Here is a 14,370-nt window from a genome sequence, read left to right as displayed (position 1 = left end):
GACCCGGGTCACGCGGAGTCGACCAGGATCGGCGCCACGCCGCTGCGCGCCCACGCGGCCAGGCCCTGCCGGTCCACCAGGGTGATGCCGACCTGCGCCGCGACGGACCGGGCCGGCCCGGTGAACGTCGAGGTGGTGACGATCAGCGGGTGGTCGGCGCGGTGGTAGTACCGCGCGGTGCCGGAGAACCGCTGCACGGCCTCGCTGCCCACCTTGTTCGTCGGGCTGTAGCGCTTGCACTGCACCACGACCCGGCCGCCGTCCGGCGCGGTGGCCACCACGTCCGCGCCCGCGTCGCCCGACCCGCCGACGACCTCCACGTCCACGCACCCCGACCGGCGCAGCAGCCGGGCGGTCCACTGCTCGAAGTCCGCGCCGCTCATGCCGTCGGTGGACTCGACGGCGCGGTCCAGTTCCGCCTGGAGCACCACCTCGGCCCGGCGCCGGCGCAGCCGCAGCACCAGGACCGCCACCCCGACGGCCAGCCCCGCGCCCGCGATTCCCGCGGACAGCACCGGGTACGCCTGGACGAACCACCACAGCAGCAGCACCGCGACCCCGACCGCGATGGGCACCAGCGGCACCCGGTCCCCGCGCCGCTTGGCCTTCGGCTTCGCGCGCGTGCGCCGTTTCGCCCCCATCCACTCCCCCTCGTCCCGTCCAGCGTGCGGGGGCGCCGGCGGGCGGCGACAGGTCCCGTCGGGTGAAAGTCGCCGGGGCACCGGGGCGCGGGGACCGCAATCGTGCGTTGCGGCCGGCCGCGGGCGCGGGATGTGGTGGCGGTTGTCCGGCCGCGGGGCCGGCGCGGCGATCCGAGGGGGTGCGGTGGTGGAGCCAGGCGCGGCCGGCCGGGTGGGCCAGTCCGGTGCGGCCTCCGGTGGGGCGAACCTCTTCCAGGCGGGCCGGGACATCACGGTCCACGGTGACGTGGTGGGCGGGGTGCCCGCGGTGGAGTCGGTGTCCCCGCCGCCGTCGGTGGGGCGGGTCCCGGTCGCACCGGGGCTGTTCGTGGGCCGCGGCGAGGAGTTGGCGCGCCTGGGCGCGGTCGTCGCCGGCGCGGGCCGGGCGGCGGTGGTGGCCGTGCACGGCCTGGGCGGGGTCGGGAAGAGCGCCCTGGCCGCGCGGTTCGCCGCGGTGCGCGCCGAGGCGTTCGAACTGGTCTGGTGGGTGACGGCGGACTCGCCGGCCGCGCTGGACGCCGGGCTGGCGGAGCTGGCCGAGGCCGTGGTCCCGGAGACGGCGCGGCTGCCGCCGGAGGAGCGGGTGCGGCTGGGCGTCCGCTGGCTGGCCACCCACGACGGGTGGCTGCTGGTCCTGGACAACCTCACCGCCCCGGCGGACGCCGCCGAGCTGCTGGAGCGGGTGCGGACCGGGACCGTGCTGATCACGTCCCGCCGGGGTGGTGGTTGGCGCGGGGTGGGCACGGTGGTGCTGGACGTGCTCCCGCCCGCCGAGGCGGTGGAGCTGATGACCGGGCTCGTGCGCGCGGAGTGGCCCGACGCCGACGTGCGGGGCGCGGACGCGCTGTGCGCGGAGCTGGGCTGGTTACCGCTGGCGGTGGAGCAGGCCGCCGCCTACCTCGCCCAGGCGCGCATCCCCCCGACCGGGTACCGGGACCTGCTCGCCCGGTACCCGGCGCGGATGTTCGCCGCGACGGCCGAGGGCGGGGACGCCCAGCGCACCGCGGCCCGGATCTGGCGCGTCACCCTCGACCGGCTCGCCGACACGCCCCTGGCCGGCCGGGTGCTGCGGGTGCTGGCCTGGTGGGCGCCCGACGCCGTGCCGCGAGCGCTGCTGGACGGCACGGCCGACGAGCCCGACCTGGTGGAGGCGCTCGGCAGGCTGGCCGCCCACAGCATGATCACCCTCACCGGCGACACCATCGGGGTGCACCGACTCGTGCAGGCCATCACGCGCACCCCCGATCCCCACGACCCGCACCGCCGGACCCGCGACATCGACGCGGCCCGCGCCACCGCCACCACCGCGCTGATCACCGGCCTCCTCGGGCGCGATCCCCGCGACCCCGCCGACTGGCCCCACCACCGCCTGGTCCTGCCCCACGCCCGAGCCCTGCTCGACCACAGCACCGCCGCGGCGGACACCGGCGACACCTGCGACCTCCTCGCCCACCTCGGCCGCTACCTGGTCGGCCAGGGCGATTCGGCCACCGCTCTCGCCTACTTCACCCGAGCCCTGCACGGCCGCGAGCGCATCCTCGGGCACACCCACCGGAACACGCTGGCCAGCCGCAACGACCTCGCCTACGCCTACTGGTTCGTGGGTGACCTCCGACGCGCGATCGCGCTGCGGGAATCCACCGCCGCCGATTACGAACGACTGCTCGGATCCGACCACCCCGACACGCTGACCGCCCGCAACGACCTCGCCTACGTCTACCGGTTCGCCGGCGACCTCCACCGGGCGATCCCCCTGCACGAGGCGTGCCTGGCCGACCGCGAACGCGTCCTCGGACCCGACCACCCCCACACGCTGACCGCGCAGGACACCCTCGCCGCCGCCTACCTGTTCGCCGGTCATCCCTGGCGCGCGATCCCGCTGCACGAGAAGACCCTGACCGACCGCGAACGCGTCCTGGGCCCCGACCACCCCGACACCCTGCTGTCCCGCAACGACCTCGCCAGCGCCTACTCCGTCGCGGGTTCCCCCCGGCGCGCGATCCCGCTGCACGAGGCGACCCTGGCCGACCGCGAACGCGTCCTGGGCCCCGACCACCCCGACACCCTGATCACCCGCAACAACCTCGCCACCTCCTACCGGGCGGTGGGCGACTTCCAGCGGGCGATCCGCCTGCACGAGAGCGTCCTGGCCGACCGCGAACGCGTCCTGGGCCCCGACCACCCGGACACCCTCGCCTCCCGCAACAACATCGCTTTCAGCCACTGGTGCGCGGGCGACCCCCGACGCGCGATCACGCTGTACGAATCCACCGTCGCCGATTGCGAACGCGTCCTGGGTCCCGACCACCCGGACACGAAGCTCTACCGCGAGAACCTCGCCGGCACCCGCCGCTCGAACGGCCCGGACGCGGTCGCCCCCACCTCCCCGTCCCCCGACGACGCGCCCCCGCCGTAGCGGGTGGTCCGGCGCCGACCACCCGGGCAGGTCGGCGCACGCGCGTACCTTGGGAACGTGAGCACCGCACCGCCCCCGACCACCACCCTGGGCAACGACTTCGCCCGCGCGCTCCCCGAGCTGGCCCTCCCCTGGCGCGCCGACGAGTTCCCCGCACCGGACCTGCTCGTGCTCAACGAGCCCCTGGCCGCGGAGCTGGGCCTGGACCCCGCCTGGCTGCGCGGTCCCGAAGGGGTGCGCCTGCTCGTCGGCAACCACGTCCCCGAGGGCGCCACCCCGGTGGCGCAGGCGTACGCCGGGCACCAGTTCGGGCACTACTCCCCGCGCCTGGGCGACGGCCGGGCGCTGCTGCTCGGTGAGCTGACCCACACCGACGGCCACCCGCGCGACCTGCACCTGAAGGGCTCCGGGCGCACGCCGTTCTCCCGAGGCGGCGACGGCCTGGCCGCGGTCGGGCCGATGCTGCGCGAGTACGTGATCAGCGAGGCGATGCACGCCCTGGGCATCCCCACGACCCGCTCCCTGGCCGTGGTGGCGACCGGTCGTCCGGTGCGCCGCGAGACCGCGCTGCCGGGGGCCGTGCTCGCGCGGGTCGCGCGGAGCCACCTGCGCGTCGGCAGCTTCCAGTACGCCCGCGCCACCGACGACGTCGACCTGCTGCGCCGGCTGGCCGACCACGCGATCGCCCGGCACCACCCCGGGGCGGCGGGGGCGGACAACCCGTACCTCGCGCTGTTCGAGGCGGTGGTGGCCGCCCAGGCGTCGCTGGTGGCGCGGTGGATGCTCGTCGGCTTCATCCACGGGGTGATGAACACCGACAACATGACGATCTCGGGCGAGACCATCGACTACGGGCCCTGCGCGTTCCTGGAGGCGTACGACCCGGCCACCGTCTACAGCTCCATCGACGAGGGCGGGCGCTACGCCTACGGCAACCAGCCGCTGGTGGCCGAGTGGAACCTCGCCCGCCTGGCCGAGGCCCTCCTGCCCCTGCTCGCCGACGACCAGGAGCGGGCGGTCGCGGTGGCGGTCGAGGCGCTCGGCGCGTTCCGGCCCCGGTACGACGCCGCGTGGTCGGCGGGGATGCGGGCCAAGCTGGGCCTGTCCGCAACCCCGGCGGACACGGCGGACAGGACGGACGCGGTGGTCGCGCCGCTGGTCGACGACCTGCTGACGCTGATGCGGGACAACCACGTCGACCACACCTCGTGCCACCGCCGCCTGGGCGCGGCGGCCCGGGGCGACACCGGGCCGGCGCGCGAGCTGTTCCTCGACCTGGCCGGGATCGACGCGTGGATCGCCCGCTGGCGGGCCCTGGGCCCGGACGGCGACGCCATGGACCGGGTGAACCCCGTCCACATCCCCCGCAACCACCTGGTCGAGGAGGCGCTGACCGCCGCGACCGGGGGTGACCGGGCCCCGCTGGAACGCCTCCTGGACGCGGTGACCTCGCCCTACGACGAGCGCCCCGGCTTCGAGCGCTACGCCGAGCCCGCCCCGGCCGACTTCGGCGCGGACTACCGGACGTTCTGCGGGACCTGAGCCGGCGGTCAGGCGTCGGGAGGTTCGGCCGCGCACGAGCGACGACCCGGTGGGGGTAGCCCGATGGGGTACTGGTCCGGTCGGCGGAGAGCTGGGACGATGGCGGTGTGCGATCCGACCCCGTCACTCCGTGCGGGCCCCTGACCGCGAGCCGTCGTCGAGGCGTGCAGCTGGTCACCGGGGTGGCCGTCGGTGGTGGCCTGGGCGCCGCCGCCGCCCCGTGGTGGGCGTGGGCCGTCGTGCTCCCGGGCCTGTGGCTGCTGGCCGCCGCGATGCGCCGGATGAGCCCCTCGTACCTGGTCACCAGGTGCGGCGGCTAGCGGTGCGCCTCGGCGGGTCGGTCCGCCGTGGGAACGGCACCGCTTAGTCGCCGAGGATCTCCTCGTACACCGCCCGCGCCTCGACCCCGGGCTTGATGCCCAGGTCCGAGTCGAGCACGTGCCACAGCCGGCGGTACACGCCGATCGCGCCCGTGCGGTCGCCCAGGTGCGCCAGCACGCGCATCAGCAGCACCTGCGAGGACTCGCGGGCGGGGTGGGCGGACGCCTGGGGCGCCAGCAGGTCGGCCGCCTCGGCCCACGCGCCCAGCTCGGTCTTCGCGGTCGCCAGGTGCTCGACGGCGGCGAGCCTGCGCTCCCGCCACAGCGCGGTCACCGTCGTGGCGGGGCCCGAGGGCACGAGCCCGGCCAGGCCGTCGACCGGCCAGCCGGCCAGCGCGGGGGTCAGCGCGGCCACCGTGGTCGGCAGGTCGCCCTGCCGCAGTGCCGCCGCGCCGCGCCGGGCGAGGCCGTCCACCCACAGCGCGTCCACGGCCTCCGGGCGCACGTCGAGCCGGTAGCCGTGGCCGACGTGGACGAGCAGGCGGGCGAAGCCGGTGTTCGCGGTGTCCAGGCAGCGGCGCAGGCGGGACACGTACAGCTGGAGGTTCTTGACGGCGCTGCGCGGTGGTTCCCGCTCCCACAGGTAGTCCAGCAGGCGTTCGGTCGACACGGCCGTGCCGGCGTCCAGCGCGAGCGCCACCAGCAGCGTGCGCGTCTTCACGCCACCGGGCACCACGCCGCCCGCGGTCGGTCCGCTCACCGAGGAGCCGCCCAGCAGCCGGACGTCCACCTCCCGCTGCACGCGCACCGTCGACCGAACCGACATCCCAGCGCTCCCCACCTCAGCCCGACCCGTCACCGCACACGGTATGTCGGACCCGGAGGTGCGCGGCGCCACACCGAACGGAGTGCGTTACCTCGCCCGGAAACGCATACCGGACGTATACCGGCAGGTGGAATCGTCCGGCCCGTCGCCCGTGTCCCGAGGAGGTGCCCGTTGACCCCGAACGAACCCGATTCGGAGAACCGCACCGCCGCGAGCGGGGCGGGCCGGTCACCGGGACGGCTCCGGGGCGGGTGATCGCACCACCCGACAGGGCGGGCGGTCCCGGGTCGGCACATCGCCCGGCCGCGTCGCCGAAGCACTCCCGAAAGGACACGACCCGTGGACCTGACCTTCGACGACTCCGAACTCGACCTGGGTGACCTGGCCGTCACCGCGATGCGCGACGCCGTCGCGCTGCCCGAGACCGGCGCCTCGGCGGCGGCGTGCTCGTGCAGCAGCACCTCGTGCTGCTGCTGCCAGCAGCCGCAGCTGCCGCACCTGCCGAGCTGACCGGGCAGGAGCGGATTCGAGCCGGGGGCGCCCGTTCGCGGGCGCTCCCGGCCCACACCGGGGGGAGCACCGGATGACCGGGAGCGCGACGGGCCGCACCACGACCGAACTCGCGCCGTACGCGCTGGTCCGGGTGACGGCGCTGCCGCACCGACGACCGGGTACCACGGACTTCCGGACCGGGCTGGGCCAGGTCGTGGCGGCCGAGGCCCGGGTGGCGGCGCTGGCGCCGGACCTGGCCGACGCCCTGCACGACAGCGCCGCCGGTCACCCGGCCGAGTTCCACCGGCGGGTGGTGCTGCCGCTGCGCCGCGACGTGCACAACGGCCGCGTGCCCGGACCCCGGGTCGTGGCGGAGCTGGGCGACCTACCGCAACGGGTGCCGCTGCTGGCGTACTGGCTGGCGGCCCACGCCGACCTGGTGCGGGCGGTGGACGAGGCGGTGACCGCGTGGCCGCGCGAGCTGGCCGCGTCCCGGGCGTGGCTCGCGGAGGTGTGCGCGGCCGACGCGCTGCGGCGGGCGAGCGCGCTGACCGGCCCGGACCTGTTGCACGGCCTGGACCGCACCGCGCGGGGCCGCGGCGAGCCCGACCGCCGGGCGCGCAAGGTCGAACCCGCGGTGCTGCGGTACGCGTTGCGCGCGACCGCCAAGACCAGCCCGCTGTCCTGGTACACGCACGTCGGTTGGGGCGTGTGGGGCGAGGGACCGTGGCCCGCCGCGCCGCCGGTGTCGCACCCGGCCGCGCACCGCCTGCTGGTGACCAGGGTGGTGGACGCCCTCGGTCCCGGGCTGCCGCACCGGTTGGCGCCGGCGCTGCGGGAACGCGACGGGCGGCTGCTGTTCCGCCGGGACTCGCCGGTGGAGGGCGTCGGCCGCGCCGTGGTGGTGCGGGAGGAGGAGGTGGACCTCGCCGCGTCCGGGCCGCTGCGGTTCGTGGTCGCGACCGTGCGGGAGGCCGGGCCCGACGGGGTGTCGCCGGACCGGGTCGCCGGGGCGCTGGCGGCGCGGCTGACGGGTGAGGACGCGGAACGCTCGGCGCGCGGGTTCGTGGCGAAGACCCGGGACCTGGGGCTGCTGGTGCCGGTGTCCCCCGTCCACCCGCAGGACCCGGACGCGCTGGGCTCGCTGGCCGCGTGGCTCGCCGCGCGCGCCGAGGATGCCGGTGCGGCCGAAGAGGCCGGTGAGCGGGCCGACACCGTTGAGCAAGCCGACGAGCCGGCGAGCGGCCGCTTCGCCGACACCGCCCGCCGCCTGACCTCCCTCGCCGCCACCACCGCCGCGTTCGCCACCGCCGACCCGCCGACCCGCACGGCCGTGCTCACGGACCTGACCCAGGGCTGGCGCGAACTCGGGGAGCGGATCGGCGCGGACCTGACCGGGGTCACCCCCGTGGTCGAGGACGTGGTGCTGCCCGAACCGGTGCCCGTCCCTCCCGGCGCCGCGCCCGCGCTGGCCCGCCTCACCCCGCTGCTGGCGGCGTTCGACCAGCACGTGCTGCTGCGCCGGCTGATCCGGACCAGGTTCGTCGAGCGGTTCGGCGAGGGCGGGGTCGCGAGCCTGGCCGACTGCTCCGGGCCGCTGGTCCTGGCGTGGCAGGACTCGACGAGCACCGGGGCGGCCGAGGCCGTGGGCGATCCCGGGGTCCGCGTGGTCCTCAACATCCGGGAGAAGCTGGCCGGGCAGGTCCACGACGGCGTCGTCACCGACGAGGTGCTGGCGACCGCCGCCGACCTGCTGCCCGCGTGGGCCACCGGCCGCGCCGGCTCGTACGGCTTCTTCGCCCAGCCGACCCCGGACGGGCGGCTCGTGGTCAACCGGGTCTACGCCGGGTTCGGGAAGTTCACCAGCCGCTTCCTCGACCTGCTGCCCGGCGCGCGCGACGCGGTCACCCGCCAGGTTCGCCGCTACACCGACCACCCGGTGCAGTTCCGCCCGGTGCAGGGCTTCAACGCCAACCTCCACCCGCTGCTCGGGGCCCACGAGGTCGGCGAGGACGCCCGCTGGGCCGACCTGCCCGCCGACGAGCTGGACGTGCGGCACGACCCGGTCGCCGACGAGGTCCGGGTGACGCACCGCGGCGTCCCGCTCGACGTGCTGTACCTGGGTTTCCTGATCGCGCCGGCGCTGCCGGACCGGCAGGCGCCGCTGTACTCGGACCTGGCCTGCGGCTGGGTGGACCTGGACGCGCTGCGGCCCGCCCGGACGCACCGGGGGGTGACCGCGCGGGGCCGCCTGACCTTCGGCGAGGTCGTGCTGGCGCGCCGGTCGTGGGACTTCCCCGCGCCGCCCGCGATCGGCGCGGAGGAGCGGGCCGCGCTGGACGTGGCCCGGTTGCGCGCCCGGCACGGGCTGCCGGAGCACGTCTTCGTCGGACCGGACCCGGGACCGGTGTCGGCCGACGCCTACCGGCGGGCGCTGACGGCGGGCAAGCCGCAGTACGCCGACCTGGGCGACCCGCTGCACCTGCGCTGCCTGCCCCGGCTGCTGGCCCGGTTCCCCGACGGCGTGCGGCTGACCGAGGCGCTGCCCGTGCCCGGCACCGGGTCGCCGGACGGCCGGGTGGTCGAGCTGATCGCGGAAACCTACTGGAGGGCCTCGTGATCGACGTCGTCTGCTACTACCACGACCCGGTGAAGGCGCCCCTGCTCCGCGACGCCGTGCTGCCCGCGCTCGCGGCGGCGCGGGAACGCGGCGCGGTGGGGCACGTGGAACGGCACTGGCTGCACGGGCCGCACGTGCGGGTGCGGCTCGACGGCCCGGACGAGACCGCCGCGCTCGTCGCGGACCGGCTGCGCGCGCACCTCGCCGACCACCCGTCCACCGTGGACTTCGATCGGGCCGGGCTGCTCGCCCAGGCCGAGCGCAACGGGATCGCCGAGCTCGTGCCGCCGCCCTACGAGCCGATCCACCCGGACAACACCGTGGTCGTCGAGCCGACCGACCTCACCGCCGTCCGGCAGCTGCTGGGCTCCGACCCGCTGGTGGACCTGCGCACCCGGTGCCTGCGGCTCGGCGTGCCCGCGGTGCGCGACGCCGTGGCCGTGACGGGCACCAGCCAGACCCGCGTGCGGCTGGCGCTGGTCGCGATGGCGGCCCACGCGAGCCGGTTCCCGGCGGGCCTGGCCAACGGCTACCACTCGTTCCTCTCGCACCTGGAGGACTTCCTGCTGCACAGCGACCCGGACGGCGTGCTGCGCGACCGGTTCGACCGGGTGTGGGAGCGCAACGCCGACCAGGTGGTGGGCACCGTGCGCGGTGTCGCCGACGGCTCGGTGAGCACACCGTGGGTGGCGTGGACCGAGGGGTCCCGCGCGCTGGTGGAGGAGGTGTTCGACCGGGGCGGGCTGCCCACGGCCTACCCGGAGCAGCTCGGTGAGCGCGCCCTGGAGCTGGGCGCGGAGGCGGTCCGGCGCTGGCACCGCGACCACCAGGACCGGGTCAGCGACTACCACCTCAGGTTGCGGGAGGTCGACTTCGACCACCCGGACTACCGGCGGCCCGTCACCGTCTACCGCTTCGGCACCAACATGCTCTACCAGCTGCTGGCCGTGTGCGACGTGACGCCCGTCGAGCGCTACCTGGCCGCGAGCCTGGTGGTGCGGGCGGTCCAGCGGATCACCGGGCTGGGCTGGTCCGAGCACGTCGCGCGGATGGTGAAGGTGGACCGGTGAGCGGGGTGCTGCTGCGCCTGCGCCCGATCGCGCACGCGACGCCCACGGCGACCGGGCTGCACGTGCGGGGGTGGCGGTCGAGCTTCACCGTCGACGGCGGGCGGGGTCTGTGGACGATCTGGGAGCGCCTGGCCGGTCCGCTGGCCGAGGGGGTGCCGCCGGAGCGGCTGGCGGTGCCGGAGAACGCGTCGCCGGCGGTGGCGCGGGCGCTGGAGCTGATCATCGGCCAGCTCCGCGAGCACGACCTGCTGGTGGAGGTGCCCGCCGGGTGGGGCGACGGCGGTGCTGGTGACGGCGGCACGTCCCACCGGGATCTCGGCGCACCACCACCGGACATCGCGAGCTGGCTGGAGTCGGTGGCCGCGTCACCGCTGGAGGCGTGGCGGCGGCTGCGCTCCACGACCGCCGTGGTCACCGGTGAGGGCGCGCCGGCCGCCGCCGCCCACCGCGCCCTCACCGCCGCCGGCCTCGACGTCGCCCCCGTCCGCCCCGGCGCGGGCCTGCTCCTGACCGCCGGCCCGCACGTGGTCGCCGCCGGGTACGCCGCCGCCGTCGGTTTCGCGGTCGCGCCGGGCCCCGTCGCCGACGTGGTGGCCGACGCGGCGGCGCTGGCCGACCGGCTGGCGGGCGCTCCCGGGACACCGCCGGAGGTGCTGGCCGCGCTGGTCGGGTCGGCCGCCGCGCACCGGCTGGTCTGCGCGCTGGGCGGCCTGCCCGACCCGGCGACCGAGGTGGTCGACATGTGGAGCGACGTCCCCCCGACCGGGCCGCCGCACCAGGCGGTCCTGGTCGCCCGGGTGGACCCGCTGCGCGCCGAGTACCACCCGTGGCTGTCGGCGGTCCGCCCGCGGGAGCCCAACGGCACCCTGCTGGAGGTCCTGGGCGACCGGGAACTGGGCCCGGTGCCCACCCCGCTGCCCGGCGACCTGCCCCAGCTGCCGGTCAAGCTGGCCGCGTCCGGGAACGCGGTCGGCTTCGGCACGACCGAGCACGCCGCGCGGCTCGACGCCCTGCTGCGCGCCGCCCGGGAACTCGCGCCGGCGGGCGCGGTGCTCGGCGCGGACCGGGCGCATGCCCTGGGCCTGGCCCTGCGCACCGCCGCCCGGCACCTGCCCGGCACCCCGGTCACCGAGGACGAGTGGTCCGCCGACCCGACCGCCCGCCGCTGGTGGAAGGCCGTGGTGCTCCGGTTCGCGCTGCCCGCCGCGGTGGAGGTGACCAGGGTGGGTCCGGGCGTGGTCCGGGCGGTGGTGCGGGCCGCCGGGGAGGAGCTGTCCTGGGCCGTCGAGGCGCGGCCCGCCGACGCCGTCGCGTTCGCCGCGCTGGCCGCCGCCGGGCGGGCGCAGGCCGACCAGGCACGGACCCGCCCGCCCCGAGCCGACCAGGCACAGGCCGGGCAGGCACGGACCCTCCGGCCACCAGCCGGGGTGCCCGGCCCGGTCGTGCTGTGCGGAGCGGCGCCGTTCGCCACGCCGGACGGGGCCGCCGCGCCGTGGACCAACCGCGACTGGCACTGGCCCCACGGGCTGCGGGACGGCGAGGATGCCTTCCAGGACGGCCTGCGCGCGCTCGTCGGCGAGGCCGAGCCGGTGCGCCTCGGGCCGGTGTTGGAGGCCGCCGGCCTGGTGGCCTTCGCCGTGCCGGGAGCAACCCGGTGAACCCGACTCGAACCACCCCCGCACCTCACCGGCCTGGCGGCCTCGCCGTGCCGGGGGCGACCCGGTGAGGGTGCTGGAGCTGGTCGACTACACGATCGACGACCTGGACCGGGTCGGCGCGGACGGCCCCGTGCTGCCGGTGCGGTTCGACGGCGCCCTGGTCCTGGTCGGACCGGTGGTCGGCGGTGCCGGCGGCGGCGTGTGCGTGCGGTGCGCGGAGGACGCCCGCCTGGCCGCGCTCGGCGCGTCGGCCCCGCGCGGCGACGGTCGGCTGCGGCTGGGCGGCCTCGCCTCCCCCGCGCTGCGGCCCCTGCTGGCGGCGCTGGTGGACCGCGTGCTGGCCGACCGGGACGCCCACCGCGACCGGGGCCTGGCGCTGCGGACCGACCTCGCCACCCTGGGCGAGCACCGGGTGCGCCCCCGGCCCGGCGGCTGCCCGACGTGCGGCCCGCTGCCCGAGGACTCGCCGGGCGCCGCCGAGGTGGTCCGCGCGCCCGTCCCCGCCGTCCCCGGCACGCTGCGCGGCCCCAACCCGCGCACCGGCGGCGACGCCCTGCACCGCGAGCTGTTCGACCTGCGGCACGGCCCGGTCGGCGGCATGTACCGCATCGGTGACCTGGCGGTGGCGGCGGTGAGCGCCGAACTGGTCGGCGGGCAGGCCGGGTTCGGCCGCACCGCCGACTACGCCGAGGCCGAGCGCGTCGCGCTGTACGAGGCGGTGGAGCGGCACGCGGGCCTGCGGCCCCGGCGCGTCACCACGGTGCTGGAGGCGTCGTACGCCGAACTCGGGGACCGCGCGCTCGACCCCGCCCGCCTGGGCCTGCCCGACCACGCGTCGCCGCACGTGGCGCCGTACCACCCGGGCGCGCGGACCCGCTGGGTGCACGGCTGGTCCTACACCCGCGGCCGGCCGGTGGCGGTGCCCGAGCACGTGGCCTACTGGGGCCCGGCCGAGGGGTCGCGGTTCGTCGACGAGACGTCCAACGGCTGCGGCACCGGCAACAGCCTCACCGAGGCCGTGCTGCACGGGCTGTTCGAGGTCGCGGAACGGGACGCGTTCCTCATGGCCTGGTACGGCCGCGTGCGGCTGCCGCGCCTGCGCGTGCGCGACGAGGTCACCGCGCACCTCGCGGACCGGCTGGAGCAGCTCGGCTACCGCCTGGAGCTCTACGACGCCACCAACGACCTGGGCGTGCCCGCAGTGCTCTCGCTGGCCCGCTGCACCGCGCCGCGGCCGCGCCTGCCCCGGGCGTTCTTCGCCGCGGGCGCCGGGCTCGACCCGGACGCGGCGATGCGCTCGGCGGCGGCCGAGGTGGTGATGGACGTGGAGGCCGGGGCCAAGCGCTACCGCGCCGAGCCCGGGGACTTCGACCCGGACCGGCTGCGGCGGCTGCTGCGCGACCCGCGGCTGGTCCGCACCATGGACGACCACGTCAACGTCAACGGCCTGCCGGAGGCCGTCGACCGGTACGACTTCCTCGTGCCCGGCCCGGAGGTGGACCCCGTGGTCCCCGACGTGCCGCGCGAGGACCTGGACGCGGTGCTGGAGCACCACGTGCGCCGGTGGGCGGCGCTGGACCTGGAGGTGATCGCGGTCGACCAGAGCGACCCGGTGGTGCGCGACCGGCTCGGCCTGCACTCGGCGAAGGTGATCGTGCCCGGCACCGTGCCGATGACCTTCGGCGAGCTGAACCGGCGCACGCGCGGCCTCCCCCGGCTGCGCCCGGCCGGTCCCCCGCTGCCCCACCCGTTCCCGTGAACCCGGACGACGTGAACCCGGACGCCCCGCCCCGGGACGCCGCGCTGGCCGCCGCCTACGCCCACGGGCCCGGCCGGGTCGTCGAGCCCGGGGCGTCACCGCGAGCCGGGTCGACGCCGGGACCACGCGTCCCCCTGACCGCGCTGGCCGCGCACGGCCGCTTCGGCGCGGCACTGGCGCACCTGCTGACCGACGTGGCCACCCCGCTGCGCTGGGAACCGTGGAACCAGTACAACGACCACCGCGCCTACCCCTCCGCGCGGGCCGCGGGCACCGTCGACCTGGTGCTGGCGGTCGGGTCGCGGCGGTGGCCGCTGGACCCCGTGCGCCGGGCCCTGGTCGGGGACGAACCGCCCGCGCCCGACGGCGCGGCACGGGTCGAGCTGGTCCGCCGCCGCGACCGCCTCTCCCCCGGCTACCGCGAGTTCGGCGACGTGCTCACCGAGCTGGAGGTGGGGCACGTGGCCGCGGCGCTCGTCGAGCACGCGGCCCGCCTGGGCCTGCGGGCCCGCGCCACCGGCACGACCGTCACCGTGACCTCGGACCGGGAGACCGGCGACCCGGCCGCACCCCTCCCGCGCCGCAGCTCGGGGGTCGGGCCGCGCGGCATCGCGGCCGATCCCCGACCGCTGCCCGCGAGCGCGCTGCACGCCGTGGTCGAGGCGGTCAACGACCCGCCGGCCGGCTCGCCGGCGCGCGACGACCTGCGGCACCGGCTGGCCGTGCGCAACGTGGCGGGCGTCGAGGACGGCTGGTACGCCGTGACGGGCGGGTTGCGGCTGGTCGAGCCCGGACCGGCGGTGGCCCGGCTCCAGCCGGTGTTCGGGCACCCGCCCGGCACCTTCCACGTCGCCTCGGTGAACCTCGCCCTGGTCACGACCGGCGACCCGGCCGCCGCGGTGGCCGCCGACGGTCCCGACGGCTACCGGGCGCTGCTGCGCGCGGCGGGCGCGACCGCCCAGCACGTGTGCGCGGCCGCCGCCGGCG

11 protein-coding genes are annotated in these 14,370 nt (G+C 77.2%); 9 read left to right on the top strand and 2 right to left on the bottom strand.

Annotated elements, in window-relative coordinates; all coding sequences use genetic code 11:
• Positions 1 to 8 precede the first annotated feature (8 nt).
• Positions 9 to 641, bottom strand: a complete 633-nt coding sequence (locus tag ACFP3R_RS32320; protein ID WP_380641693.1) for a restriction endonuclease — start codon at positions 639 to 641, stop codon at positions 9 to 11.
• A 184-nt stretch (positions 642 to 825) separates the two neighbouring features.
• Here ACFP3R_RS32320 and fxsT point away from each other — a divergent pair, with 184 nt between their 5' ends.
• The 3 genes from fxsT (at position 826) to ACFP3R_RS32305 (ending at position 4,958) form a co-directional block, all read left to right on the top strand.
• Positions 826 to 3,096: an FxSxx-COOH system tetratricopeptide repeat protein gene (fxsT, locus tag ACFP3R_RS32315; RefSeq protein ID WP_380641691.1), complete on the top strand. Its 2,271-nt coding sequence runs from the start codon at positions 826 to 828 to the stop codon at positions 3,094 to 3,096.
• Positions 3,097 to 3,153: 57 nt separating this feature from the next.
• Entirely contained in the window at positions 3,154 to 4,638 is a 1,485-nt protein-coding gene (locus tag ACFP3R_RS32310; RefSeq protein ID WP_380641689.1) for a protein adenylyltransferase SelO, read from the top strand.
• Positions 4,639 to 4,802: 164 nt separating this feature from the next.
• A complete protein-coding gene (locus tag ACFP3R_RS32305) occupies positions 4,803 to 4,958 on the top strand; it encodes a hypothetical protein (RefSeq protein ID WP_380641687.1) in 156 nt (51 codons plus the stop codon).
• Positions 4,959 to 5,001: 43 nt separating this feature from the next.
• Here the strand turns inward: ACFP3R_RS32305 and ACFP3R_RS32300 are convergent, their stop codons facing one another.
• Positions 5,002 to 5,784, bottom strand: a complete 783-nt coding sequence (locus tag ACFP3R_RS32300; protein WP_380641685.1) for an AfsR/SARP family transcriptional regulator — start codon at positions 5,782 to 5,784, stop codon at positions 5,002 to 5,004.
• A gap of 339 nt (positions 5,785 to 6,123) precedes the next feature.
• Here ACFP3R_RS32300 and ACFP3R_RS32295 point away from each other — a divergent pair, with 339 nt between their 5' ends.
• From ACFP3R_RS32295 to ACFP3R_RS32270, 6 genes are all read left to right on the top strand, one after another.
• A complete protein-coding gene (locus ACFP3R_RS32295) occupies positions 6,124 to 6,294 on the top strand; it encodes a thiazolylpeptide-type bacteriocin (RefSeq protein ID WP_380641683.1) in 171 nt (56 codons plus the stop codon).
• 73 nt (positions 6,295 to 6,367) lie between these two features.
• Entirely contained in the window at positions 6,368 to 8,896 is a 2,529-nt protein-coding gene (locus ACFP3R_RS32290) for a lantibiotic dehydratase (RefSeq protein WP_380641681.1), read from the top strand.
• Positions 8,893 to 9,966 (top strand): lantibiotic dehydratase C-terminal domain-containing protein, encoded by a 1,074-nt coding sequence (locus ACFP3R_RS32285; protein WP_380641679.1) that lies wholly within the window; start codon positions 8,893 to 8,895, stop codon positions 9,964 to 9,966. The genes ACFP3R_RS32290 and ACFP3R_RS32285 overlap by 4 nt, the downstream gene beginning before the upstream one ends.
• Positions 9,963 to 11,624, top strand: a complete 1,662-nt coding sequence (locus ACFP3R_RS32280) for a hypothetical protein (RefSeq protein WP_380641677.1) — start codon at positions 9,963 to 9,965, stop codon at positions 11,622 to 11,624. Before ACFP3R_RS32285 ends, ACFP3R_RS32280 begins: the two co-directional genes overlap by 4 nt.
• A gap of 64 nt (positions 11,625 to 11,688) precedes the next feature.
• Complete coding sequence (locus ACFP3R_RS32275; RefSeq protein WP_380641675.1) at positions 11,689 to 13,383, top strand: TOMM precursor leader peptide-binding protein; 1,695 nt, start codon at positions 11,689 to 11,691, stop codon at positions 13,381 to 13,383.
• The coding region (locus ACFP3R_RS32270; RefSeq protein WP_380641673.1) for a hypothetical protein at positions 13,380 to 14,370 on the top strand (991 nt) is incomplete at its 3' end. The genes ACFP3R_RS32275 and ACFP3R_RS32270, both read left to right, overlap by 4 nt.

This window comes from Saccharothrix lopnurensis (assembly GCF_042658445.1).
GTDB lineage: Bacteria > Actinomycetota > Actinomycetes > Mycobacteriales > Pseudonocardiaceae > Actinosynnema > Actinosynnema lopnurensis.
The sequence above is the reverse complement of the archived record's forward strand: the minus strand, read 5'-3'. Positions and strand labels throughout refer to the sequence as shown.